Annotated in this window: 18 protein-coding genes; 10 read left to right on the top strand and 8 right to left on the bottom strand. The window is 73.3% G+C overall.

Annotation, left to right across the window (positions count from 1 at the left end; genetic code table 11):
- Positions 1 to 3: 3 nt before the first annotated feature.
- From BLV96_RS09805 to BLV96_RS09785, 5 genes are read left to right on the top strand one after another with little or no spacing between them, the layout of a single operon-like run.
- Positions 4 to 264 carry an acyl carrier protein gene (locus tag BLV96_RS09805; protein ID WP_086675738.1) on the top strand — a complete coding sequence of 87 codons (261 nt, stop codon included), beginning with the start codon at positions 4 to 6 and terminating at the stop codon, positions 262 to 264.
- On the top strand, positions 261 to 1,541 hold the full coding sequence (locus BLV96_RS09800; protein ID WP_086675737.1) for a peptide ligase PGM1-related protein: 1,281 nt from the start codon (positions 261 to 263) through the stop codon (positions 1,539 to 1,541). Before BLV96_RS09805 ends, BLV96_RS09800 begins: the two co-directional genes overlap by 4 nt.
- Positions 1,531 to 2,487 carry a phosphotransferase family protein gene (locus BLV96_RS09795; RefSeq protein ID WP_086675736.1) on the top strand — a complete coding sequence of 319 codons (957 nt, stop codon included), beginning with the start codon at positions 1,531 to 1,533 and terminating at the stop codon, positions 2,485 to 2,487. The genes BLV96_RS09800 and BLV96_RS09795 overlap by 11 nt, the downstream gene beginning before the upstream one ends.
- A complete protein-coding gene (locus BLV96_RS09790) occupies positions 2,484 to 3,536 on the top strand; it encodes a glycosyltransferase family protein (RefSeq protein WP_086675735.1) in 1,053 nt (350 codons plus the stop codon). The genes BLV96_RS09795 and BLV96_RS09790 overlap by 4 nt, the downstream gene beginning before the upstream one ends.
- Positions 3,536 to 4,759, top strand: coding sequence for a condensation domain-containing protein (locus BLV96_RS09785; RefSeq protein ID WP_244180188.1), 1,224 nt, complete (start codon positions 3,536 to 3,538; stop codon positions 4,757 to 4,759). Before BLV96_RS09790 ends, BLV96_RS09785 begins: the two co-directional genes overlap by 1 nt.
- Here BLV96_RS09785 and BLV96_RS09780 read toward each other — a convergent pair.
- Positions 4,749 to 5,936 (bottom strand): cytochrome P450, encoded by a 1,188-nt coding sequence (locus tag BLV96_RS09780; RefSeq protein ID WP_086675733.1) that lies wholly within the window; start codon positions 5,934 to 5,936, stop codon positions 4,749 to 4,751. The genes BLV96_RS09785 and BLV96_RS09780 overlap by 11 nt on opposite strands.
- A 320-nt stretch (positions 5,937 to 6,256) precedes the next feature.
- On the opposite strand from BLV96_RS09780, the gene BLV96_RS09775 reads away from it, so the two are divergent.
- Complete coding sequence (locus BLV96_RS09775) at positions 6,257 to 8,392, top strand: DUF6351 family protein (protein WP_086675732.1); 2,136 nt, start codon at positions 6,257 to 6,259, stop codon at positions 8,390 to 8,392.
- A gap of 118 nt (positions 8,393 to 8,510) precedes the next feature.
- On the opposite strand, the gene BLV96_RS09770 is transcribed toward BLV96_RS09775, so the two are convergent.
- Entirely contained in the window at positions 8,511 to 13,379 is a 4,869-nt protein-coding gene (locus BLV96_RS09770) for an RHS repeat-associated core domain-containing protein (protein ID WP_244180129.1), read from the bottom strand.
- Positions 13,380 to 13,573: 194 nt separating this feature from the next.
- Between BLV96_RS09770 and BLV96_RS09765 the strand changes: the two genes are divergently transcribed.
- Complete coding sequence (locus tag BLV96_RS09765) at positions 13,574 to 14,317, top strand: PIG-L deacetylase family protein (RefSeq protein WP_086675730.1); 744 nt, start codon at positions 13,574 to 13,576, stop codon at positions 14,315 to 14,317.
- Positions 14,318 to 14,332: 15 nt separating this feature from the next.
- Here the strand turns inward: BLV96_RS09765 and BLV96_RS49740 are convergent, their stop codons facing one another.
- Complete coding sequence (locus BLV96_RS49740; RefSeq protein ID WP_158104126.1) at positions 14,333 to 14,530, bottom strand: hypothetical protein; 198 nt, start codon at positions 14,528 to 14,530, stop codon at positions 14,333 to 14,335.
- 262 nt (positions 14,531 to 14,792) lie between these two features.
- On the bottom strand, positions 14,793 to 15,734 hold the full coding sequence (locus BLV96_RS09755) for a lysyl oxidase family protein (protein WP_086675729.1): 942 nt from the start codon (positions 15,732 to 15,734) through the stop codon (positions 14,793 to 14,795).
- A 120-nt stretch (positions 15,735 to 15,854) separates the two neighbouring features.
- Here BLV96_RS09755 and wecB point away from each other — a divergent pair, with 120 nt between their 5' ends.
- On the top strand, positions 15,855 to 17,027 hold the full coding sequence (wecB, locus tag BLV96_RS09750) for a non-hydrolyzing UDP-N-acetylglucosamine 2-epimerase (protein ID WP_086675728.1): 1,173 nt from the start codon (positions 15,855 to 15,857) through the stop codon (positions 17,025 to 17,027).
- Here the strand turns inward: wecB and BLV96_RS09745 are convergent.
- Both BLV96_RS09745 and BLV96_RS09740 read right to left on the bottom strand, forming a co-directional pair.
- The gene (locus tag BLV96_RS09745; protein WP_244180128.1) at positions 16,997 to 18,325 is read right to left on the bottom strand and encodes an FAD-dependent oxidoreductase; all 1,329 of its coding nucleotides are present in this window, start codon (positions 18,323 to 18,325) and stop codon (positions 16,997 to 16,999) included. The genes wecB and BLV96_RS09745 overlap by 31 nt on opposite strands.
- A gap of 8 nt (positions 18,326 to 18,333) precedes the next feature.
- Positions 18,334 to 19,146, bottom strand: a complete 813-nt coding sequence (locus tag BLV96_RS09740) for a glycosyltransferase (RefSeq protein WP_244180127.1) — start codon at positions 19,144 to 19,146, stop codon at positions 18,334 to 18,336.
- 257 nt (positions 19,147 to 19,403) lie between these two features.
- Here BLV96_RS09740 and BLV96_RS09735 point away from each other — a divergent pair, with 257 nt between their 5' ends.
- Both BLV96_RS09735 and BLV96_RS09730 read left to right on the top strand, forming a co-directional pair.
- Positions 19,404 to 20,834, top strand: a complete 1,431-nt coding sequence (locus tag BLV96_RS09735) for an exopolysaccharide biosynthesis polyprenyl glycosylphosphotransferase (protein WP_086675725.1) — start codon at positions 19,404 to 19,406, stop codon at positions 20,832 to 20,834.
- On the top strand, positions 20,834 to 22,132 hold the full coding sequence (locus BLV96_RS09730) for a putative glycoside hydrolase family 15 protein (RefSeq protein ID WP_244180126.1): 1,299 nt from the start codon (positions 20,834 to 20,836) through the stop codon (positions 22,130 to 22,132). The genes BLV96_RS09735 and BLV96_RS09730 overlap by 1 nt, the downstream gene beginning before the upstream one ends.
- A gap of 147 nt (positions 22,133 to 22,279) precedes the next feature.
- Here BLV96_RS09730 and BLV96_RS09725 read toward each other — a convergent pair whose 3' ends face one another.
- Together BLV96_RS09725 and BLV96_RS09720 are read right to left on the bottom strand one after the other, a co-directional pair.
- Positions 22,280 to 23,383, bottom strand: coding sequence for a glycosyltransferase family 4 protein (locus BLV96_RS09725; protein ID WP_086675723.1), 1,104 nt, complete (start codon positions 23,381 to 23,383; stop codon positions 22,280 to 22,282).
- The gene (locus tag BLV96_RS09720) at positions 23,380 to 24,471 is read right to left on the bottom strand and encodes a glycosyltransferase (protein WP_244180125.1); all 1,092 of its coding nucleotides are present in this window, start codon (positions 24,469 to 24,471) and stop codon (positions 23,380 to 23,382) included. Before BLV96_RS09720 ends, BLV96_RS09725 begins: the two co-directional genes overlap by 4 nt.
- Positions 24,472 to 24,474 lie beyond the last annotated feature (3 nt).

The following is a 24,474-nucleotide window of genomic DNA, read 5'->3' as shown; positions in this document are numbered from 1 at the left end:
GCCGTGTCCGATGTGGAGTTCCGGATCAAGCACGTGCTGGCCGGAGTGCTGGAGAACGGGATGTCGGCCGCCGAGATCGGCTCCGCCGCCGACCTCGTCGAGGAGTACGGCCTCGACTCGTTGCAGATGATCGCGTTCCTGCTCGGCATCGAAGACGAATTCGGCCTCGAGCTGGACTACGAAAACCTGGAACTGGACCACCTGCGCGCGGTCCGGCAGTTCGCCGCCTACCTCGAACCGCTGATGGCGGTGACGTCGAGTTGACCGCCGGGCGGATCGCGCGGCTCGGCACCTTCGACGCCGAGCGGTGGTGGCGTCCGGCCGGCCTCGCCGAGCTCCCGGCCGCCGGTCGCGACCACGCCGCCGTCGACGCCATGGACGAGCTGGTGGCGGCGTTCTGCGCACCGGGCGACCTGCTCGTCACCCGGCGGCCGGTCGCCGCGGCGGTGCGGGAAAGCCTGGCGGGCTGCGGGATCGAGTTCGACCACTGTCCGCTCCCCGGAGCGCCGGCCGTCCCGCTGGAGCGGCTCGTGCCGGCCGACCCGCGGGCGCTCGCCCGGGTCGGCGCCTGCGCGGGCCTGGACCCCTACGCGGTCCTCGACGACACGGTCCGGCTCGCCGCCCGGTGCGGGTGGGCCGGTTCGCTCCCCGCCGCGGACGTCGTCGCCGAGGTCAACTCCAAGTCGTGGTCGAACGAGCTGGTGCGGCGGCTCGGCCTGCCCGGCGCCGGCCGGGTCGTGCGGTCCGCCGACGAGCTGGCGGCCGCCGTCGCCGCTGTCCCGGGGGTGGCGGTCGTCAAGGACCCGTTCGGGGTGTCCGGCCGGGCGATGCTGGAGGTGCGCACGGAGGGGGTGCTCCGGGCGGTCCTGCGGACGGTGCGGGCGCAGGTCGCCCGCGGCCGCCGGGTGGAGTTCGTCGTGCAGCCGAAGTTCGCCAAGCTGCGCGACCTCTCCGGGCACGTCCTGATCGAGCCGGGCGGCCGGTGGCGGCCGCTGGGCGTGCGGGTGATGACGAACCGCGGGTTCCGCCACCTCGGATCCGCCCCCGCCGAGCCGGCGTTGGTGACGTCGTTGCGCGCGCGAGGCTACTTCGACGTGCTGGGCACGGTCGCGGAAGCCTTGGCGCGGGCGGGGTACTGGGGTCCGGTGGGGGTGGACTCGATGCTCCTGCGCGACGGGAGCCTGGTGCCCGTGCTCGAGATCAACGCCCGGCGGTCGCTGGGACTGCTCGCGCTGACCCTCGACCGGCGGACGCGCGAGCACGGCCTGCGGTGCCACCTGTGGGAGGTGACGGTGACGGCGGCACCCGGCACGCGCATCGCCGCGCTGGCAGGGGCCCTCCGACGCGAGGGGCTCCTCTACCAGGGCGGCGCCCGCCCGGGAGTCGCCCTGGTGAGCGGCAGCGGTCTCGCGGCTCCCGGCGGGCGGGTGCACTGCGCGCTGATGTGCGTCCCCGGGGACGTCACGGCGATGCGGCGACGGCTGCTCGGCGCGGTGATCGCCGCCGGCCTGAGACCGCACGGAGCAGCCGATGCCGCGTGACGCCGGCCTGCGCGACCACGTCCTGAAGGCGGCCGGGGTGGCACCCGCGGCGGTGGAGTCCTGGACGCGCCTGGGCACCGCCACCTTCAACACCGCCTACCGGGTCCGGCTGACCGGCGGCGCGGGACTGGTCGTCAAGGTCGCGCCCGAGCCCGGCGCACCGGCGCTGACCTACGAACACGACCTGCTCCGGGCCGAGGCCCTGTTCTACCGGGCGGTCGGCCACGCGGCCCCGGTGCCCCGGGTGGTGGCGGCCGACTTCTCGCGGCGGGCGCTCGGCCGGGACTTCCTGGTGCTGAGCGAACTTCCCGGCGAAAGCTGGCACGACCGGCCACCCGGCGCGAGTGACGGGCTGCGGCACCAGCTGGGTGGCATCGTGGCGCGGCTGCACCGGTGCACCGGGTCGCGGTTCGGCTACCCGCGGGGCGAACCGGCCGGGAGCTGGCGAGCCGCGTTCCCGGCCATGGTGGAGTCCGTGCTCGGTGACGCGGAGCGGTTCGGCGTCGCCCTGCCGCGCCCGGCCGGCCGGTTCCGCGACGTGCTCGCCGAGCACGCCGGCGTACTCGACCAGGTGACCACGCCGGTGCTCGTCCACTTCGACCTGTGGCCGGGCAACATCCTTATCCGGGCCGGGCGGATCACCGGGATCATCGACGCCGAACGCGCCTTCTGGGGCGACCCGCTGGCCGACCTGGCCTCGCTGACCCTGTTCGGCGACCTCGATGACGCCTTCCGCGCGGGATACCGAGCGGCTGGCGGCGTCGTGCCCGCCGACGACGCCGCGACCGCGCGGATCGCCATGTACCGCTGCTACCTCTACCTGATCATGCTCGTCGAGATGGTCCCGCGCGGGCACGTCGGCCGCGAGCACCGGGCGATGACCCTGCTCGTCGGCCGGCACCTGCTCCGGGCCCTGGCGGCCCTCGAACGAAGGACGACGTCATGATCGAGATCCTCACCTCGGGCGTGGCCCTCGGGGTGCACGTCCCGGGGCTGCTGCTCGCCGATCGATTGCGGGAGAAGGGATGCCGGGCCGAGGTCAACGTGATCGAACGGCTGCTGCCGGCCGCCAAGCGCGCCACGGCCGCGGACATGAAGTGGGCGTTCCACCGCGACTTCCGGCTGGCCAAGACCGGGCACCGGATCGCCACCGACCCCGCCGAGGTCGCCGACGACGGCGCCGTGCGGGAGCTGATGGCGAAGTGGGCGGCGGACGGCGTCCGGACGTTCGTCGTCTGGTCGGGGTTCTGGCTGCCGATCGTGCGCCGCTATCTGTCCACACAGGACGCTTCGGTGCGGGTCGTCGTCTGCCACATCGATTCGCAGGCCTCGCCGTCGTTCCGGAAGGCCGGCGCCGCGGACGTGCCCGCCGAGCACGTGTTCATGATCGACGCCGCGCGGCGGTCGGTGCCGTGCAGCGTCCCGGTCAGTCCGCTGCCGCCGGTCGCCTGGGCGGACCGTGAACGGCTGTACGCGCACGGCGGCGGCTGGGGCATGGGCACCTACCGGGAGCCGGTCGACGACCTGGCCGCGCACGGGTTCGAGCTCGACGTCCTCGCCTACGAAGCCGGCGACGTCGCCGGCCGGCCCGGCGCGCGGTACTTCATGATGGACCCGGCCTGGCACCCGTGGCACGACGACGGGTACCCGCCGTTCGGCGAGGTCCGCCGGGACGGCACCGTCCGGTACACCCGTGGGGTGGGCTGCCCGGGCTCCTTCGAGCTGACCAGGTCCGCGATGGCGATGGTGAGCAAGCCCGGCGGCGGCACGCTGCTCGACTCGCTGTGGGCGGCCACCCCGGTCGTGCTGCTGGAGCCGCTGGGCGCGGCCGAACGCGCGAACGCCGGGCTGTGGCAGGAGCTGGGGTTCGGCGTGCCGTACGAGGACTGGCGGGCGACCGGGTACTCACCCGGCGTCCTGGAAGCGTTGCACCGCAACCTGGTGCGGGCCCTGCCGGATGTCCCGGACTATTCGTCGGTATTGGCGGCCGCGTGATGCCGGGGGAGGCGATCTGGCCGGCGTCGAACTTCCAGCGCTGGGTGATGGCCGCCGCGCGGGACCGGCCGTGGCTGGCGGGGCCGTGGTTCACGATGAACGCCGAGGTCCTGCTCAGCGGGCCGGTCGACCGCCGCGTGCTCGGCACGGCGCTGGCCGAGCTGCTGCGCCGGCACGAGGTGCTGCGCACCAGGGTGGTCGACGACGACGCCGGACCGCTGCAGGTGGTGTCGGGGAAGGCGGTCGCCGTCGTCGAGGACACCGACGGCGACGAATCACTGCACGTGCCGGTGGACAGCGCGTCGCCGCTGGTGGTCCGGGTGGCGCGGCGGGGGCCGCGGGAGCACGTGTTGTTCCTGCACCTGCACCACATGATCGCCGACCCGGAGACCGTGTGGGGCGTGCTGACCGAGCTGGGTGCGCTGTACTCGGCGTATTCGGGCGGTGGCGCGCCGCCGGCCGCGCCGGGCGCCCAGTACGGGCAGTACGCGGCCTTCGAGGAGGACCGACGCCGGTCGGGCCGGCAGGCGGCGCGGCAGTGGTGGGCCGACACCGTCGGCGACCACGGTTTCGTCCGCGCGCACGGCGGCCGTGCGCCGTACGCCTACCGGGACGTGCTGCTGGAGCCCGACGAGCTCGCGACGGCCCACCGGCTGGCGAAGACGCACCGCGCCACCATCCTGACCACCTTGTTCGCCGCGCTGGCCTGCGCGGTGCGGCCGCGGTTCGGCGCCGGCCGGGTCATGTTCACGACGGTGTTCGGCCAGCGGGACCGCCCGGAGTGGCGGCGGGTGCTCGGACCGTGCATCGTGCCCGCTTTCGTGCCGCTGCCGGCACCGCCGGAGCGGTTGGACGCCGAGTACGCGCGGGCCGTCCGCGACACGGTGCTCGGCTGCCGGCGGCACTGCCGGCCCGAGCCGCATTCCGGTGCGGTGCCGGCAGGTCCGGTGCCGTTCTTCGAGTACGTCCCGGACCGCTGGCCGACGGCGGTCCGCTTCGGCGCGGCGACCGGCCGGGTGGTGAACGCGGCGGGCCCGAAGGACTTCGGCGGGGCCCGCGGGTTCGCCGTCCGCGCCCGGGTGGACCACCGCGGCGCGTTGACCGCCCACGTCAGCGGCGACGTCTGGAGCGACGTCGTCGCCCGGGAAGTCCTGGGTGGACTGGCGGCCCAGATCCGCCGCCGAGTAACGGAAGTCGATTTCCGACGTCTGACTACCAGGTGACGGGCAGGCTCGTGACCCCGCGCAGCAAGCCACCTCGGCGCCATTCGAGGTGGTCCGCGGGGATCGCGAGGCGCAGGCCCGGCAGGCGGTGGACGAGCGTCGAGAGCAGGACGCGCAGTTCCAGCCGGGCCAGTGGTGCGCCGAGGCAGTGGTGCACGCCGAAGCCGAACGCGACGTGGTGGTTGACCGCGCGGCCGAAGTCCAGGTGCCCGGCCGAAGCGAACACGGATTCGTCGCGGTTGGCCGAGTCCAGCTGGACCAGCACCGCGTCGCCGGCCCGGATCGGCTGACCGCCGATCTCGAGGTCCTCCTTCGCGATCCGCGCGAGGTCGGCGACCGTCGCGAGCGGCACGAACCGCAGCAGCTCCTCGACCGCCGAAGGAATCAGCTCGGGCCGGGCGACGAGCGCCGTCCACCGTGCGCGGTCGGACAGCAGTTCCACCAGGAAGCTGCCGGTCAGGTTCGCGGTGGTTTCGTGGCCGCCGGCCAGCAGTGCCACGCCCAGCATGAGCAGTTCGTTGTCCGTCAGGCGGTCGTCCTCGTCGCGGGCGGCGACGAGCGCGGTCAGCAGGTCGTCCGCGGGCTCGGCCCGGCGCTGCGCGATCAACGTGGTCAGCGCGGCGGCCAGCCTTCCGCGTGCTTCCGTGACGTCCGCGGGTGTCACGGTCCCGCCGGACGCGACCAGCGTTTCGGTGCACTCGCGCACCATCCGGCGCTGCTCGGGCGGCACGCCGAGCAGCTCGCTGATCACCTGCACGGGCAGCTCCCACGTCACCGCCGCGGCGAAGTCCACGGGCGGGCTGACGCCGTCGAGGAGCGTGTCGGCGATTTCCCGGACCCGGGGCCGCAGCAGCTCCACGCGGCGGACGGTGAACGCCTTGGCCACCAGCGCCCGGATCCGGTTGTGCTCGGGTGGGTCCATCGCCAGCAGGTTGCCGGCCGGTTCGAAGCCGGGCCGCCCGCGCGGCACGTCCGCCCCGGCCGCGGCGGCGCGCGAGAACCGCGGGTCGGACAGCACGAACCGCGTCTGCTCGTAGCGCGTCACCAGCCAGGCGTCGCCGCCGTAGGGCATCGTGACGCGCACCGGCGCTGCGGATTCGCGCAGCTCGGCGAACCGCGGGTGGAGCCGAAGCGCTTCGACGTCCCCGAAGGGGTAGGGAGCGGGCTGGACCTCCATCGCCCCATCGTGGGGCACGCTCGCGCCGTCGCGTACCGCCCAACGGTGGCCGGGCAAAACCCGTGGCGGGCGTGGTCGGATGCTGCGATCATCGCGTGGTCTCCTCAACAGGCGTCGCCGGGGCGCCCGAGGTCCGTGTGACCGAACCGGTGGGAGTAAGAGGGGATGCGGGAGGCAGTCCCACGCGTGGCGCGCGTTCGGCGTCCTGAGCAGTCCCCACCGGGCCCGGCTCCACCGTTGTTCCGGCCCGGCCGCAGGTGCTATACCGGCAGCTGCCCGGTGTCGCGACGACGCGACGCCACGAGCGAGCGGAGCGTCCGGTGGCAAACCGTGCTTTCGTCGTGGCCGCCCTGACCGCACCGGTTCTCCTGCTGGGGACCGCGACCGCCGTGGCCGGCACGCCACCCGGGCGGCAGCTGACGATCGAGACGGTGTCCAACCCGCGACCGGCGCTCGTCAGCGGGGGACAGGTCCTGGTCAAGGTCGCCGCCCCACCCCGGACGCGGGTCTACGTCCGCGCCAACGGCCACGACGTCACGGCCGGTTTCCACGCCCAGCCGGACGGCAGCCTGCTCGGCCTGGTCACCGGCCTGCGCGACGGCGCCAACGACCTGAGCGCCCGGACGAGCGGGCCCGGCCGGGACCGGCGGGCGGACCTGCGCGTCACCAACCACCCGATCACCGGGCCCGTGTTCTCCGGCGCGCAGCAGCGCCCGTTCTACTGCGAGACCCAGGCGTTCGGCCTGCCGCCGGCGACCCAGCCGCTCTGCAGCGCGCCGACCCAGGTGAGCTACCAGTACAAGACCACCGCCGGGGCGTTCGCGCCCCTGGCGGACCCGGCGACCCGGCCCGCGGACCTCGCGACGGCCACCGTCGGCGGGCACGCGGTGCCGTACGTGGTCCGCGTCGAGCGCGGCACGATCGACCGTGCCGTCTACGAGATCGCGGCGCTCTACGACGGGACGCCGTCGCCCGTCACGCCGGAGGCCGGCTGGAACGGGGAGCTGGTCTACACCTTCGGCGGCGGCTGCAACGCGGGCTACCACCAGGGCGGCTCGACCGGCGGGGTCGTCAACGACCTGTTCCTGGCCCAGGGCTACGCGGTCGCGTCGTCGAGCCTGAACGTGCTGGACAACAACTGCAGCCCGATCATCTCCGCCGAGGCGGCGATGATGGTCAAGGAACACTTCGTCGAGACCTACGGCCCGGTCGCCCACACCATCGGCTGGGGTGGCTCGGGCGGCGCGATCCAGCAGTACGACATCGCGGAGAACTACCCCGGCATCGTCGACGGCATCATCCCCGGCGTCTCGTTCCCGGACCCCCTGAGCACGGGCGGCCCGGTTTCGGACTGCCGCTTGCTGGAGCGGTACTTCGCCGGGCCGGGCGCGTCGTTCACCGCGGCGCAGAAGCAGGCCGTCGCGGGCTTCGCCAGCTACGACACGTGCGTCTCCTGGGACAAGACCTTCGCCAGCCGCGCGACGGCGACCGGCAGCTGCAACGCGGCCATCCCGGTCGCGGCGCGGTGGGACCCGGTCACGAACCCGCGCGGGGTGAAGTGCAACTCGAACGAGCAGCTGGTCAACCAGCTCGGCCGGGACCCGAAGACCGGGTTCGTGCGCAGCCCCCTGGACACGACCGGCGTGCAGTACGGCTTGGCCGCGCTGAAGGCGGGCACGATCACCGCGGCCCAGTTCGCCGACCTCAACGCGACCATCGGCGGCCTCGACTACACCGGAACGCCCGTGCCGCAGCGGATCGCGGCCGACCCGAAGGCGCTCGACGCGGTGTACGCCGAGGACATCGTGAACTCCGCGTCGCAGGGCTTGCGCGAGACGCCGATCATCGACCAGCGGACCGATCTCGACCTCGCCGGGTTCGGCAACGACATCCACACCACCGAGTGGTCTTATGTTCTGCGGCAACGGCTTCTGCGGGCCAACGGCACGGCGGGCAACCAGGTGATCATCGAAAACCACCCCACCGCGGGCGAAGCGGCCGCCGCCGGCGTTTACGAGCTGGACGCCATGGACCGCTGGCTCACCGCGATCGACGCCGACGGTTCCCACCGGAGCCACCAGCAGAAGGTGCTGGCGAACCGCCCGCGCGACCTCGGCGACGGGTGCTACCTGTCCCCGGCGGCGCGGATCACGGAGAAGCTGACGTACCCGGCGAGCGGCCAGTGCGGCGCGCAGTACCCGGTGGCGGCCAACACGCGGATGGTCGCGGGGGAGAGCTTGGCCCTGGACGTGCTGAAGTGCCGGCTCAAGCCGCTGGACTTCCGGGACTACCCGGTGGCTTTCACGGCGACGGACCGGCAACGGCTGCGCGAGACGTTCCCCGGTGGCGTGTGCGACTACAGCCGGCCGGGTGTGGGGCAACGTGCGCCGATCGGGACGTGGCTGAGCTACGGCGACGAACGGACCGGCACGACCCCGCCGACGAAACCGCGGTGACGCAAAGGGTTCCGCGCCCGGCGGCCGCCGAGCGCGGGTTCGACGTCCGCTGAGCAGCCGAGCGCAGCGGAAACCGACCCGGCCGGCAACCCCGACCGCGCCCTCCGCCGCACCGGCTCTAGCCCAACCGCGGCCGCTTCGCCGGCGGACCCGTGGGCGAAGCCGGCGGCGTGTGCACCGGCGGCAAGCCCGACCCCGGCCGTTCGGTGGTCGGCGCGTGCGGGATCGGCGTGCCGTCGGGCAGGACGCCCTGGGAGCCCGGCGGCAACCCATTCGGCGCCTGGGGGTAGGACGACCACGGACCGCCCGTGTAGTTCGGCGCCGCCGGGTTCGTGTACGTCGAGCTCGAACCGCGGTCGGGGCGCGGGGGGATGTACTTGTCCTCGTGGGAGCCCGTGCCCGACGAGCTCTTCGAGTACTCCACCTGACCGTAGCTGGACGGCTGCCGGTTGTAGTGCTTGTTGGCGTCGATGGGCAGCTTGTGCCCGGTCTCGTTGAAGTAGGTGCCCGCCGACTTGTTGTGCCCCATGATGGCGTTCTTCTTGGGGACGATCTGGTCCGGCGTGCCGTCCTGTTTCAGGGTCTGGAACTTGCCCTTCGTCTTCATCCACTGGTTCTTCTGCTCGTTGGTGAGACCCGCCGGCATCTCGTGCTTGTTGGTCAGGGCGTTCTCGAACATCGGCCGGATGTTCGAGTGCGTCCAGTCGGGGTTGGCCATCCCGGCCGCGGGCCGGTTCTTCTTGCCCTTGTTCGGCCCCGCCGGCGCCGACTCCTTGTACCAGTTGCCGCCCGGGGACTGGCTGTACTTGCCCCCACCCGGCGACTGCATGATCGGGTTGTTGCCGATGTTCGTGTCGAGCGTCAGCTTGGGCTTGCCGCAGGACTGCGGGGCGAGGCCCAGCGGGTCGATCTGCCCGAACGGGTTGCCCACGTAGGCGTACGGGTTCGGGCCCGGCTCCAGGCCGAGCGGGTCGGGGCTCAGGTAGCGCGCGGTCACCGGGTCGTAGTAGCGCTGGGCGTTGTAGTGCAACCCGGTCTCGGCGTCGAAGTACTGCCCGGGGAACCGCAGCGGCGTCGCCGAAGGACCACCCACTCCGAACGCGCTCGTGCGCGCGCACCAGGTGATCCGGCCGTGGTCGTCGACCAGCTCCGCGGGACTGCCCACGAGGTCGGCGACGATGGCGTCGAACCGGGTGTCCACCCACGCCTGGCCCGGCCGGGCCACCCGGCCGCGCTGCGCGAGCGGGCGGTAGTCGCCGGGCTCGTAGTCCCACACCGTGGCCTGGACGCCGTCGGGCGTGTGCCGGGCCTCCTCGACCAGCAGCTGCCCGTCCCAGGTGAACTCGACGCGTTCGAGCGCGGTCCGGCCGTCGGCGGCCAGGTGCTCCTTGGCGACCCGGCGGCCCAGCGCGTCGTAGGTGTAGCGCCAGGTGCTGCCGTCGGGGACCGCGGCCGCGACGAGCCGGTCGTCGCCGTCCCAGGTGAACCGCCAGGCCAGCTTGGCGCCGCCGGGCATCGTGCGTTCCCGGAGCACGACCCGCCCGCGCCGGTCGTGCCCGTAACGCGTCCCGCCGGCGGCGGTGACCAGCGGGCCGACGAACGTCCGGCGGCCCGCCAGGTCCGGCTCGGCCGTGGGCCACGACGCGTCCGTGACGTTCCCGGCTTCGTCGTAGCGGTAGGACTCCGGTCCGTGCGGCGAACGCACTTCGGTGATCCGGCCGAGCGGGTCGAGGGTGAACTCGCGCGGGCCGCTCGCCTGGTCGAGCAGCGAGACCAGCTCGCCGTCGGCCCGGTAGCGGTAGGACCGCTGCTGGCGGGTGGCCTTCGCGCCGTCGGTGATCACCTGGGACGCCAGCAGCGAGTTCGGGGTCCACGTCTGCGTCAGGGTGGCGCCGGTGCCGAGGGTGCGGCGCACCTCGCGGCCCGCGGCGTCGTGGGTGAACCGCAGTTCCCGGCCGGCGAGCCGGGCCGCCGCCGGCAGCCCGGCGGGGTCGTACTCCCACGCGCTTTCCGCGCCGGACGGGGTGAGCCGGCTGACCCGGCGGCCCTCGGCGTCGTAGGCGGAGCGCACCGTGCGGCCGTTGACCGTCTCGGCGAGGACGCGGCCCACCGCGTCGCGCTCGTAGCTGATCCGCGTGGTGCCGTCGTCGGCCGACATCAGCTGCCCGGTGGCGCTGACCTCGAAGCGCGTGGTGCGGTTCCCGTCGTTCTGCTCGACCAGGTGGCCGGCCAGGTCGTAGCGGAACGTCGTGCGCTGCCCGTCCGGGCGGACGCGTTCGACGAGCTGTCCGGCCGCGTCGTAGCCGAGAGTCGTCACGCCGCCGGCGAAGTCGGTTTCGCGGACCACGTTCCCGGTCGCGTCCCGTTCGTAGCGCCACACCCGGCCCTGCTGGTTGGTCACCGTCGCGATCCGCAGCTCGCCGTCGTAGGTGACCGAGATCCGGTCGCCGGTCGCGAGGATCTGCGCCGTGACCTGGTCGAAGCCGCCGTATTCGTACCGGGTGACGCCGCCGGACGCACCGGTGTGCACCCGGTCGTTGCCCTCGCCGTCGAGCACCCACCGGTTCTCGTTGCCGTCGGCGTCCTGGTGCCGGACGAGGTTCCCGTCGACGGAGTAGGCGACGCGCTCCACCCCGCCGGCGGCGTCGGCGATCGCGACGATCCGCCCGAACTCGTCGCGTTCGTACCGGGTGACGACGCCGCGCTGGTCGGTCACCTCGACCGGCAGGCCGGCCGCGTCGTTGACGACGGTGGCCGTGGCCCCGGTCGCGTCCGTGACCGCGACGACGACACCCCGCTCGTCGTGCTGGTACCTGGTGATCGCGCCGTCCGGGGCCACGACCGTGACGAGGTTGCCGCGCTCGTCGAACTCGTTGCGCGTCGCGACGCCGGGGGCGTCGTGCCGCACCAGCGAGCGCCCGTCCGCGGCGCGCTCCCAGGTGCGTTCGGCGCCGTCCGGGCGGATCTGGGCGAGGAGGTTGCCGAGCTCGTCGTAGCGGTAGCGCGTGGTGCGCCCCAGCGGGTCGGTCGAGCTCAGCAGGTTGTCGCGGGCGTCCCACTCCGAGAGCGTCACCCGCCCGAGCGGGTCGACCTCGCGGACCACCTGGCCGGCTTCGTTGTAGTGGAACTCGGAGGTGTGACCGAGTGCGTCGGTGGTCCGGGTGACGCGGTTGTCCGGGTCGTACTCGAGCACGCAGTCCAGGAAGCCGCCCGAGCCTTCGGTGCGGACGACGCGGCCGGCGTGGTCGTAGTGGTAGCGGAACCATTCGTCGTTGCGGTCGGTCCAGCCCACGATGCGCCCCGCGCGGTCGTAGGTGTAGGTCATCGGCTGCCCCGACGGATTCGTGACCGTGACGAGGTTCCGGCGGTCGTACCCGTAGCGCACCAACTCGACTTCGCCGTCGCCGGTGACCGCGAACAGCGCGGTGATCAGCCCGCCGACGGTTTCGAAGCGGACGCGGTGCCCGGCGGTGTGCCGGATCTCCAGCGGCCGGCCGTCTTCGGCGCGCACGATTTCGAAGGCGTTGTCGTTGCGGTCGGTCACCGAGGTGAGCAACGCCCGGCCCGCGCCCGGCGCGAAGTAGAGCAGCCGGCCCAGCTCCTGGTCGTCGACGAGGTAGCCGCCGTCCGGCGCGCGCTTCAACGGGCGCAGCGGGCCGCTCTCGGCGACGACCCAGTCGTCCGTGCCCGGCCTCGGGTAGCGCAGCAGGGTGCCGTCTTCGGCGGCGAAGCTGACGCCGAGCTCGTCGGCCTCGATCCGCTGGTCCACAGTGGACACCCAGCTGCCGCCGAGGAAGAGCCCGGCCCGGTAACCGGAGAAGTGTGTCCGCCGGAACACCAGGGGGAGCACGCCGAGAAGACTGGCGTCGACCTCTTCCATCACCATCTGCCCGGTCGAGACGGCGACCGGGTCGGTCACGCAGACCTCGTTGCCGAGCGAGCGGTTGTTCTCGCCCTGGCCGCGGATCCCCTGCGGCTTGGTGTCGTCGGGGTTGCCCCGCGACCCGTTGCCGCCCCGACCCGAGTTGTCCGGGCCCTTGTTGGGCGCGCCGGCGGGGCCGGTGGAGTCGCCGTTGCCCGGCGAGCCGTTGCCCTTGTCTCCGGTGCTGCCGGGAGGATCGTTCTTGTGGCCGTTCGGGGAACCCCCGCTGTGGTCCCCGGTGGTGCTGGTGGAGTCGCCGCCCTTGCCCTTGGGCCCGTCGAGGCCCTTGGGGCTGCCGTTGATGTCGGCGTGCTTCGGCGTCGGAGCGGCCTTGCCCGGCTTGATGTTCTTCAGCGCCTTCGCCGCATCGCCGAACAGGTCACCGGCGCGCTTCAGCAGCGGGATCAGCGCTTTGAGCGCCGTGACCAAGCGCTTCATCAGATCCGCGAGCTTCGACGCGGTCTTCGCCACGGCCCCGACCACCTGCGGGACGACCCAGGTCAGGCCGATGCCGAGGGTGAACACCACCTGCAGCGCCCAGGAAATCAGGTGACCGACGAGTTCGGCGATGATGTCGCGCACCAGGGCGCGGACCGCCGCGACGACCTCGCCCGCGGTCTTCACCCCGCTCGACGCGCCTTCGCAGCCCTTCTGCGCGGTTTCCAGCAGCGTGACGGTGTCCTGCGCGCGCTGGCGGTAGGTGTCCCCGGCGTTCCCCGTCCACGACGTGGTGTCCGCTTTGACCATCCCGGTCAGGTCTTCCCCGACGCTGCCCAGCTCTTTGGCGACGTTCGTCCAGGTCTCCGACTGCGCGGCGATCTCGTCGGCGTTGCCGGTGAGCGCGTTGAGGGCTTCCTTCAGCGGGCCGACGTGCTCGATCAGCCACCCGACCCCGGCGGCGAGGATGGCACCGAACGGGTCCATGGCCATCGACAACGCGTCGAGCGCGGTCCCCACCGCGCCCATCGCCACGGACGCCCAGTCGCCGCTTTCGATCGCCGACTTCAGGTCCGCCGCCGACTCCAGCAACGACACACCCGAGTAGGCCGTCGTCGAATCCTTCACCGGCGCAACCAGCGGATTACTCACCGCGCGGGGCCCCCTGCCGCAGAGTTCACGAACACGTCGTCGAAGTGACCGACACTAGCGAACCGCACGTCCGCCCGTGGCAACCTTGCCCCAACGGGCAACAAGGAGGGACCACAGATGCAACCGCCGATCGGGTCGACCGGAAGACGGCGGCCGCCGGACGGGGCAGGATGGCGGGCATGACGTTGCCTGCGCTCCCCGAGGAGTCCTTCCGCCGCGTGCTCTGCGTCGTCGCGCACCCGGACGACATGGAGTACGGCACGTCCGCGGCCGTCGCCCGGTGGACCGCGCGCGGCATCGAGGTCGGCTACCTGCTGCTCACCCGCGGCGAGGCCGGCATGCCGAACCCGCCCGAGGAGACGGCCCGGCTGCGGGTCGCCGAGCAGCGGGCCGCCTGCGACGCCGTCGGCGTCGCGCACCTGACCGTGCTCGAGCACCCGGACGGGGTGCTCGTCCACGGCCTGGACCTGCGGCGGGACATCTGCCGGGAGATCCGCCGCTTCAAGCCCGACGTCGTGTTCGGCAGCGCGTTCGAGGTCGAGACGCCCTACGGCTTCGACCAGGCCGACCACCGCGCGGCCGGGCTCGCGACGCTCGACGCCATCCGCGACGCCGGCAACCGGTGGGTGTTCCCGGAGCAGGTCGACGACGAGGGTCTCGAGCCGCACTCCGCGCGCTGGTACCTCACCTCGGGCATGACCGACGCGACCCACGGCGTCGACGTCACCGGTGAGCCGCTGCGCCGCGGGGTCGCCTCGCTCGAAGCGCACGCCGCGTACCTGGCCGCGCTGCCGGACCACCCCGCTCCCGCGGAGTTCATCCCGCAGTTCGCCGCGATGAGCGGCAAGGCCATGGGTGTCGAGCACGCGGTCCTGTTCCGCGCCCACGACCTGCAGGCGCCGCCGGAGATCTGACGAACGAAGCCGGGGTCAGCTGACCGGGATGATGTAGAGCGGGTATTGGCGGTCGACCACGCAGAGCGCGTTGGTGGCCCACATCGCCAGTGAACTGCCCACGCACCGCACGCCCGGGGTGGGTTCCGCCTGCGCGGAAGCCGGCCCGGTCGCCCCGAGGAGGACTCCGGTCGTCAAAGCCAAGGCGCCGAGGGTGGCGGTGATGCGTCGCATGGCGGTTCTCCTGTCGTGGAGGCGGATCTTGCCGTCCGGGGGTTGCCCCGTGATCGGCGCCGGCGAACGGATCCGCGGCCCATGGCACCGGCTCGGGTGACACCCACTGGAGCCCCACCAGCCACCGTCGGCGCCCGCTGCGCCCCTCCTCGCCTGGTCGATCGACGCTTCGGACCACGCCCCGGTCGAGATCGTTTCGCTCGCCGGGGCGCCGGAGGACCCGGCGCGGAAGCCGCGTGAGCGGCGACATCTCCGCCGGCGATCACGCGCATTGCGGCCGGCCGGGGCAGCTGCGCAGGAATCGCACCACCGGCGCTTCCGGGATGACCTGGTCCACGCCCGGCAACCCCCGCGGCCACTCGATCGACACGGCCACCGACGAGGAGTTGTTGCGGTAGTTCGTCTCCGCCAGCGTCCGGTCGCTGTTCACGGTGTTGACCAGGTCGTACTTCCCCGCCGGCACGCGGGTGATGTCCAGCCACTGGAAGTCGACGTCGAGCTTGTAGTCGTCGCCGGAGCCGACCGAAATGCCCTCGAGCACGTCGAGCGCCGCCGGTTCGTGGTGGCGGCAGTTGTTGGCGCGCAGGCGTTCCGCGAGCTCGGCGTCGGCGCCGCTCGCGCCCGGCACGTGGGCGAGGCCGCCCGCGTCGGCCACGGGGTAGCGGTCGCCGAGGCAGAAGCCGTTCTTCCGGTCGGTGACGATCGTGCGGCCCTGCGGGGAAACCAGCGCGAAGTTCTCGAAGTTCATCAGGTGCCAGTGCTGGTGGGCGAGCGCGGGTTCGTAGTAGGTGTACCCGCGGGTGGCGCGTTGCGCGGCACCGTAGTCACCGGGGATCGAGCCGTCGCCGCCGTTGCGCAATGCCTGGCGCACCGTCATCTTCTCCTGCTTGGCGTTGTCCCGGCGCCCGTACAGCAGCAGTGGCCCGTCACCGACGTTCTCCTCGGAACTGGTGAAGCGCAGCCGGACGGCCTTCGCGACACCGGCCGGGACGCAGCGGCCGTTGGGGGCCGCGGGGTCGATCACCGGGCAGACGTCCCAGGCCCCGCAGAGCGCGAGGTCGGCCGAGTAGCCGCCGGTGCACCCCGGCGGGACCTGACGGAGGTCGGGGAGCAGGAGATCGGGGGCCGCGTCGGCGCGCGGTGCGGACGCCGGGGTCACGGCGAGGATCGCCGCCAGTACCAGAGCCGCGTACTTCTTGGACATCGGGGTTCACGCTCCTCGGGGTCGTGGCTCGCCCGCGTCACACGATGGGCTGAGCCGGGTCGCTTGTGGACGGCGAATCAGTAGCGTGCGGGCGAACCGTCGCCGGAGAAAAGGAAACGCATGCCGACCACCGCCGATTTCCGGGCCACCGCCGAGAGTTCTCCCGAGGTGGTCCTCGCGGCCGTCGGGGGCGCGACCCTGGTCTGCGGGACCCGCCCCGAACTCATCAAGCTGGCGCCGCTGATGCGCCTGTTCGGCGACGAGTGCTCGATCGTCTACACGGGACAGCACTACGACGGGCCGCTCTACTCCCGCATCCGGGCGGACCTCCCGCCGTCGGACCGATTCCTCGAGCTCGGGGTCGGCGGCGGCCGCCGCGGTGACCAGCTGGGCCGGACGATCAGCGCGGTCGACGAAGTCCTCGCCACCCACCCGGGCCGGGTCGTGCTCGTGCAGGGCGACACGACGTCCGCACTCGCCGGCGCGCTGGCGGCCAACGCGCACGGCCTCCCGCTGGTGCACGTCGAAGCCGGGCTGCGCAGCCACGACCGGGCGATGCCGGAAGAGCACAACCGGGTCCTGATCGACCACCTGGCCGACCTCTGCTGCGCGCCGACCGAGCTCAACCGGAGCAACCTGCTCGCCGAAAACGTGCCCGCGGAACGAATCGCCGTCACCGGCAACACCGTCGTGGAGGCGCTGGAAACCGCGCTGCCGCCGGCCGGGGACCGCGCGGACGTCCTCGCCGCGCACGGGCTGACGCGCGACCGGTACGTGCTGGCCACCGTCCACCGGCCGGAGAACGTCGACGACCGGGCGCGGCTGGCGGTCGTCCTCGGCGAGCTGGGCCGGCTGCCGGTCCCCGTCGTGTTCCCGCTGCACCCCCGCACGGCCAAGAGCATCGACCGGTTCGGGCTGCGCGGGCTGCTGGCGCCGCTCGTCGTGCTGGAACCCCAGGCGTACCCGGCGTTCCTCGCGCTCGCCGCGGAAGCCGCCGTGCTCGTCTCCGATTCCGGGGGTATCCAAGAAGAAGCGAGTGTCCTCAAGCGACCGGTGGTCGTCGTGCGGCGCAGCACCGAGCGGCCCGAGATCGCGGGGACGTTCGGCGTGCGCGTCCCCGCCGGGCCGCGGATCGGCGAGGAAACCGCGCGGTGGCTGGACGACGTGGCCGGCCACCGCGAGCGGCTCCGGTGCCTGCCGTCGCCCTACGGTGACGGGTCGGCCTCGGCGCGGATCGTGGCCGCGCTCGGCTCGGCGCTCGTTCACCGGGCCGGTTCCGCGATCGCGGGCTGATCGCGGCCGGCCGGGATCCGGTCGGTGACGTCGTTCGCGAGCGCGACGCTCGAGTTCCAGCTCGTCACTTCCGGGTAGACGTGCGCGGTCGTGGCCAGGAGCAGGTTCGTGTCCTCGACCGCCACTGCGGGCCGCTGGGAAAGGTAACCCAGCGGGTACACCGGTTCCACGAACGGCGCCTTGAACACCCGCACCCGCGCGATGTCGTCCGGCCCGAGCTCCGGGTACAGCCCCCGGAGCTGGGCCGCCCACCGCGCGGCGATCGCGGCGTCGTCGTCGAGGTACAGCTGCGAGTCGCGGTCGGTGTAGCGCATGACGTAGACGAGGTGGTGGCCGCCGTTGGCTTCGGTCCCGGCGAGCTCGGACATCGCGACGACGCCGTCGAACTCGGTGCCCGAGTGCAGCACCGGCGTCCAGTAGTGCTCGGTGATCGCCCGGCGCAGGAAGAACACGCCGGTCACGACACCCTGGTAGGGCAGGTCGGTGCGGGGGAGCCGGGCGACGAGGGCTTCGTCGGAAATGCGCCGCAGCAGGGGAAGCGGCAAGGTCGACACGACATGGTCCGCGCCGAGCACCTCGCCACCGGTCAGGGTGAGGATCGCGCTGTCACCGGCGCTGTGCAGCCGCCGGACCGGAGCCGACGTCCGCACGGTGCCCCCGGCCCGCTCGATCGACGCCCGCAGCGCGTCGATGACCGTCTTGTAGCCGCCCGCCGGGTAGCCGCGGGTGGCGACGTTGCGCTCCCGGCCGAGCCGCTGCCACAGGTACAGCGCGGGCACGTCGCCGAAGGCCGCGCCGAACTTCGAGCCGAACATCGGCGCGAAGAGCCGTTCCCACACGACGTCGCCGTAGAGCCCGCGCAGCCAGTCCTCGGTGCGCAGGTGGTCGAGGTCGCGTCCCCGGCCCAACCGCCGCAGCAGCAGCGAAACCACGCCGAAGCGCACCCGGTCGTGCGGGCGCAGCGCGGAGAACCGCAGCAGGTCGAGCGCGGAGTTGAACGGGTGCCGGCGCCCGTCGACGACCATGCCCATCGTGGTTTCCCGCCACCCGACCGAGTCCCGCAGGCCCAGTTCGCCGAGCAGGCCGAGCAGGGCGTCGTCGGTGGGCATGACGCAGTGGTAGAACCGCTCCACCCAGTGGTCGTCGTGGCGGAAGAAGGTCCCGAGGCCGCCGAGCTGGTCGCCGGCTTCGAGCAGGGTGACCCGCACGCCGCGGTGGGCGAGGCGGTGGGCGGCGGCGAGGCCGCAGATGCCGCCGCCGATCACGGCGACGTGCGGGGCGGTGGTCGAGTCGGACACCGGTGGCATCACAGCTTCCGGAAGGGCGCCGGGCTCAGCCGGTCGCGCGCGAGGAGTTTCAGGTACTGCGCCATGGTGCGGCGCAGCTTCAGTTTGCTCGGCCCCCGCTTCCGGTCGTACTGCAGGGCCAGCGGGACCTCGGTGATCACCGGACGGCAGTGGCGGAGCTTGAGCAGCAGTTCCACCATGCAGGCGAACCCCTGCTCCTCGATGAGCCGCTCGCCCCAGTGCGCGGACGCCCGCCTCAGCAGGGAAACGCGGTAGGCCCGGTAGCCGCTGGTGAAGTCGCGGACACCGTCGACGTCGAGCGCCCGGTGGAACAGCTTCGCCGCGCCGCGCGAAAGCAGCCGGCGCCCGAGCGGGGCGGTCCGGTCGTCGCCGCCGGGCACGAACCGCGAGCAGATCGCGACGTCCGCCCCGCCGGCGATTTCCGCCTGCAGCGCGCGGATCAGCACCGGGTCGTGCGTGTCGTCGGCGTCCATCACGACGACGGAGTCGTCGGGCCCGGCTTCCTCCAGCGCCGCCCGGAGACCCGAGAGCACCGCCCGGCCGAGCCCGAGGTTCACCGCGTGGCGCACGACCCGCACGTCGAGCCCGGCGCACCCGGCCTCGGCCACCGCCGCCGTGGCGTCGGCGGACCCGTCGTCGACGACCCAGACGGTGATCCGCTCGGTCCGCGCCACTTCGGCGAGCCGCCGCAGCAGGGGCGGCAACGACGCTTCTTCGTTGAACGCGGGCAGCACGACGTGTGCCCGCCCGCCGCTCGCCGGCGCGGCGGGTTCCGGATCCGCCAGCGTGGCCAGAGTTGATTCTTCGCGCACCACGTTCCTTTGTTCGATCGGGTTGTCACTCGACCGGCATCGCTCTCCGAGCGGTCGACGGGACGTATTCGGCTATGTTGTTGGGTTTCTTTAGTGGCCTGAAAAGTCCCCCGAAAGGATGGGCGTCATCGGAACTACTCGCTGTTTCCTCCGGTCACCGGTTCGGGTTTTCCTCGTTGCCCGAACGGGTGGGAAATCGTGAAGGAAGACGATGAAATGGCCGTCCCCGACAACCGTTTCGACCGAGGCAGACACCAGTGACTGAACTGAGAGACGCGATCTTCACCGAAGCGCTGCCGCTGCAGCGCCGCGTCCGGCCGCGCGGCGGGCCGAACAAGCGAGCGCGATCTCGCCCATTGCTGACGCGGGTCAACGCGGTGGCGTCGCTGCTGATCGCCGTCGACGTCGCCGCCTGGACCACCGCGGTGCTGCGGACCGGACCGGGCCCGGTGGGCGCGGCGGTGACCGGCGTCGCGCTGCTGTTCGCCCGGACGGCCGGGCGGGTCCACCGCCGCCGCCTGTGGCTTTCGTGGCTGCAGGACCTCCCGCGCTCGGTCACCGCCACCGCGCTGGCGTTCGCGCTCGTCACCGGGGCCGGGCTGGTGTCCGGGATGGACGGTGCGAGCACCGCGCGGCTGCAGGAGGTCGTCCTGGTGTTCGCGGTGCTCGGCGAAGCGTCGCGGCCGCTGGTCTTCGCCTTCGGCCGATGGGGGCGCCGCCGGCTGCGCCGGTGCGACCGCGCCGTCGTCGTCGGCTCCGGCCGGATCGGCGCCGAACTGGTCCGCACCATGCTCGAACACCCCGAGTTCGGGCTGCTGCCGGTCGGTCTCGCGGCCTCCGGGCCGGCGCCGGCCGGGCTCCCGGTGGAGCCGATCGACGACGACCTCGCCGAGGCCCTCACGCGGCTGCGCGCGGGCACCGTGGTCCTCGCACCCGCCGGCGACGGCGAGGGTGACGGCGGGATCGTCGACGCCGCCATCAGCGCCCACCGGCTCGGCTGCGTGACGCTGGTGCTGCCGCACCTGTTCGAGCTCTGCGCCGACGGACCGGGCGTCGACCGGCTCCGCAGCTACCCGCTGGTGTGGCTGGGCGGCGCGCCGACCCGGCGGCCCGGCTGGTGGGTCAAGCGCGTCGTCGAGACGGCGCTGGCCGCGGTCGCGCTCGTGGTCCTCTCGCCGGTGATCGCGTGCTGCGCGCTGGCCGTCGCGATCGAGAGCGGCTTCCCGGTCTTCTTCCGGCAGGTGCGCGTCGGCATGGACGGGCGCACCTTCCTGCTGTACAAGCTGCGCAGCGTCCGGCAGTCCGATGTGGACGATTCCCAGGTACGCTGGTCCGTGGTGGGCGACAGCCGGGTCGGGCCGGTCGGCCGGCTCCTGCGCCGGACGTCGCTGGACGAGCTGCCGCAGCTGTGGAACGTCGTGCGCGGCGACATGGCGCTGGTCGGCCCGCGCCCGGAGCGGCCGGTGTTCGTGCACGAGTTCTCCACCGTGCACGACCTCTACTGGGCGCGGCACCGGGTGCCGACCGGGCTGACCGGCCTGGCCCAGGTGCACGGCCTGCGCGGGGACACCTCCATCGCGGACCGGGCGCGCTACGACAACTACTACATCGCGAACTGGTCGCTGTGGCTGGACGTGAAGATCGTCATCCTGACCGTGGGAGAGCTCCTGTGCCGAAGGCAACGCTGATGCGCCGTTTCCGGGCCGCTGCGGCCCTGCTGGTCCTGGTGGCGGGCAGCCTCTCCGGCTGCTCGACTAGCTCGGCGCAGGAGACGTCGGTGCCGCCGCCGAAGCCGCTGGCGCCGTGCGCGTGGTGGTACGGGATCGGGCAGCCGCCGACGGCGAAGGAGATCGAGCTGGCGGCCAAGCGGTACCAGGTCGTCGTGCTCAACGCCGACCAGGGCGCGGCCATGCGCCGGCTGCACGAGCTCAACCCGCGGGTGAAGGTGCTGGTGTACAAGGACTTGTCCAGCACCCGCAACTACCCGGGCGCGGTCGACGGCGGCCGGGACGCGGCGTTCCTGCCCAGCGGCATCGGGTACGTGGCCGCGCAGGACGCCCACCCGGGCTGGTTCGCGGTGGACGACCGCGGCCGCCGCATCGAGTGGCAGGGCTATCCGAAGCACTGGCAGATGACGGTCTGGGACCCGGCCTACCAGCAGGCGTGGACGGACGCGGTCGTCGCGGAGACGACCAAAGAGGGCTGGGACGGGGTGCTGGCGGACAACGACTTCAACTCGCTGAGCCACTATTCGCCCGCGGTGCTCGCGGGCACGGCGAACGTGGCCGAGACCGACCGCAAGCTCCGCGACGGCCTCGACGCGTTCCTGTCCAAAGTGGGCGACGCCTTCACCAAGGCGGGAAAATTGCTGGTGCCCAACGTGTCCGAGACGCACCTGGTGCCCGGACGGTGGACCGCGCACTCGCGGTTCGGCGGCGCGATGGAGGAGAACTTCGGCTTCCGCGAGGACGGCGGCACCGGCGGCCTGCTGACCTTCCGCGGCAACGAGTTCCAGGAACTGCGGGCGCAGGCGGCGCTGGGGGAGTCTTTGCTGCTGCTGGTGACGCGGACGAGGAACGCGCAGCAGGAGCGGGCGGGGTACGCGAGCGCGGCGCTCCTGGCCGGCCCCCGCACGTGCTGGACCCGCGCGACGACCGACGACTACCGCGACCCGGAGTGGTCGGCGTTGCAGGACAGCAGGCTGGGCGAGGCGGTGGACGCGGCGGGCCGCCTGCCGAACGGCGTCTGGACGCGCACGTTCACCAACGGGTGGGTCGCGGTGAACACGACCGCGGCGACGCAGACGGTGACCCCGCCGGAGGGATTGGCCGAGCCGGGTTCGCCGTCGGCGGCGGTCGCGGAGCCGCCGGAGCCGGTGTCACTGGAGGCCGCGGACGGGCTGGTGCTGGTTCGGCCGCCGAAGCCCGCCCGGGCTGTCGGGTGTGCGGGGGCGGGTTCGGGGCCGTTGGTGGTGGCTTGCCGGTAGGGGTTGTCGGTCACGACCGGTCGCTCGCGGGGAGCCGGGCCGAGATCGGCCCGGCAGGCCGCGCGCCGCCGACAGCCGCGCGGCCCGCGCCGAAGCCCGTCCGGGCCACCGGGGCGATTCGAGGCCCCCGGCGGCCGGCCGGGCGAGTCATGCCCGGCCGGCCGCCGGCGTCCTCGCCCGAACCAGCCGCTCGTACAGCGCAAGATGCCGTCGCGCACAGGCATCCGGGTGGTAGAGCCGCTGAGCCCGCTCGGCCAACCGCCGCCCGATCCGGCCCGGGTCCGGCTCCGCGAACAGCGCCCGCAGCCCGCCGGCGAGCGCCTCGACATCACCCGGCGGCACCAGGAACGACTCGTCACCCACCATTTCGGGCACCCCACCCACCGCCGTCGCCAGCACGGGCTTCCCGGCCGCCATCGCCTCGGCCACCACGAGCGGCTGCTGCTCCATCGACGACGGCAGCACGAGCGCGTCCGCGGTGGCCAGCAGCGCCGGGACGTCCGGGCGGAAACCGAGGAACGTCACCCGCCCGGCGAGCGCCCGCGCGGCCCGCTCCGCCTCGGCGCGCTGCGGGCCGTCACCGATGACCGTCAACCGGGCGTCCGGCGGCAGCACCCCCGGGCGGCCCAGTGCGGCCAGCAGGTCGAGGATCCCCTTGCGGTCCACCAGGAGCCCGGCGAAGACGAGGTGCCGCACCGGCCCGCGCGGCGGATCGGGCAGAGCCGGCTCGACGCAGTTGCCGACCGGCACGACCCGCGTCGCGGGCACCTTCAGCCGCCGGCGCAGGAACTCGCCCATCGCTTCGGCCGGCACGATCGTCCGGTCGAGCAGCCGCGCGACGACCGCGTCGGCCGTGAGCACGGTCCGCGTGTACGCGGACGGCCCGGCCGCGCGGCGGTCGCCGCGGAACCACGGCTCGGCGACGTCGTCGGGCACCCCGTGGTAGGTCTGCACCCGCGCAAGGCCGCGCAGCCCGGCGATCACCAGTCCGGCGCGCCGGTCCTGGGCGTGCACGACGTCGGGGCGCCACGCCCGGATCACGGCCCGCGCGCGGTTCGCCGCACCGAAGTCTTCCTTGCCGGCGACCTGCAAACCGTGGTGCAGGCCGTCGATCAGGCCGGCGCCGCGTGCGGGTTCGGGCCCGAAGACGCGCACCTCGGCGCCGCCTCGGGCGAGCGTGGCGGCCAGCCGGACGGTGACGTCGACGGGTCCGCCGCGGTCCTGGGTGAGCAGGTACGCGATCCGGGTCACGAGGCACGCTCCGATGCGGTGAGTTTTTCCACGAGGACGGCGATCTGGTCGGTCATGCGGCCGCGGTCGAAGGACAGCTCCACCCGCCGGCGTCCGCGATTCCCCTCGCGGGCCGCCGAAGCCGGGTCGGCGAGCCGGGCCGCGACCGCGTCGGCGAGGCCGGCGAGGTCACCCGGCGGCAGCACCGCGCCCGCATCGGCCACGCTCTGGCGGACACCGCCGACGTCGAACGCCACCACCGGCCGCGCGCACGCCATCGCTTCCAGGGGCACCAGTGCCATGCCTTCCGCGCGGGAGGGGAGGACCACCACGTCCGCGGCGGTGTACCAGGCCGCGGGGTCGTCCGTGTGCCCTTCCCAGCGCACCGACGAACCCGGGTAGCGCGCCCGCCACGAGGCGCCCATCGGCCCGTCGCCGGCGAGGACGAGGTGCGCGTCCGGGACGCGCCGCAGCACCTCGGGCCACGCCGCCAGCAACTGGTCCTGGCCCTTCAGCTCGGCGAGCCGTCCGACGCAGACCGCCAGCGGAACGTCCTCCGGCACGCCGAGCCGCCGCCGCGCCGCGGACTTGCCGCCGGGGAAGAACCGGGTCGTGTCGACGCCGTTGCAGACCACCTCCGCCGGGGCCGTCACCCCGGCGGACCGGCCGGCGGCGAGTTCGTCGTCGCTCACACAGACGACGAGGTCGGTCCACCGCGAGGCGAACCGCTCCCACACCGTCGTCGCCGGCCGCAACGAGCCGTTCGCGGTCTCGAAGGACCACAGGTGCGGCTGGAAGACCGTCGGACGGGCGCCCCGCGAAGCCAGCCGTCCCGCCAAGCCGGCCTTCGAACTGTGCAGGTGCACGACGTCCGGCGACAGCTCGTTCAGGAGCCGGCGAAGCCGGACCGTCTCGGTGAGCGTCGAAGGACCGGGGGAGCGGCTCGCGGCCCACCCGCGGACGTCGACGCCGAGTTCCCGGGCGCGCGCGGGCAACCAGCCGGACGGCGGGCAGACCACGGTCACCGCCCAGCCCCGATCCCGTTGCGCCACCGCGAGTTCCAGCACGACCGCGGCCACCCCGGCCGTCACCGGCTGGGAAACGTGCACGAC

Source organism: Amycolatopsis pretoriensis, from assembly GCF_900107925.1.
GTDB lineage: Bacteria > Actinomycetota > Actinomycetes > Mycobacteriales > Pseudonocardiaceae > Amycolatopsis > Amycolatopsis pretoriensis.
Note: the sequence above shows the minus strand (reverse complement) of the source record. Positions and strands in the feature narration are given on the sequence as shown.

Excerpts from the sequence above, each read along its gene's own strand:
- BLV96_RS09795 (WP_086675736.1), top strand. The coding sequence starts at position 1,531 with ATGCCGCGTGACGCCGGCCTGCGCGACCACGTCCTGAAGGCGGCCGGG.
- BLV96_RS09790 (WP_086675735.1), top strand. The coding sequence starts at position 2,484 with ATGATCGAGATCCTCACCTCGGGCGTGGCCCTCGGGGTGCACGTCCCG.
- BLV96_RS09785 (WP_244180188.1), top strand. The coding sequence starts at position 3,536 with ATGCCGGGGGAGGCGATCTGGCCGGCGTCGAACTTCCAGCGCTGGGTG.
- BLV96_RS09780 (WP_086675733.1), bottom strand. The coding sequence starts at position 5,936 with ATGGAGGTCCAGCCCGCTCCCTACCCCTTCGGGGACGTCGAAGCGCTT.
- BLV96_RS09765 (WP_086675730.1), top strand. The coding sequence starts at position 13,574 with ATGGCGGGCATGACGTTGCCTGCGCTCCCCGAGGAGTCCTTCCGCCGC.
- BLV96_RS49740 (WP_158104126.1), bottom strand. The coding sequence starts at position 14,530 with ATGCGACGCATCACCGCCACCCTCGGCGCCTTGGCTTTGACGACCGGA.
- BLV96_RS09755 (WP_086675729.1), bottom strand. The coding sequence starts at position 15,734 with ATGTCCAAGAAGTACGCGGCTCTGGTACTGGCGGCGATCCTCGCCGTG.
- wecB (WP_086675728.1), top strand. The coding sequence starts at position 15,855 with ATGCCGACCACCGCCGATTTCCGGGCCACCGCCGAGAGTTCTCCCGAG.
- BLV96_RS09730 (WP_244180126.1), top strand. The coding sequence starts at position 20,834 with ATGCGCCGTTTCCGGGCCGCTGCGGCCCTGCTGGTCCTGGTGGCGGGC.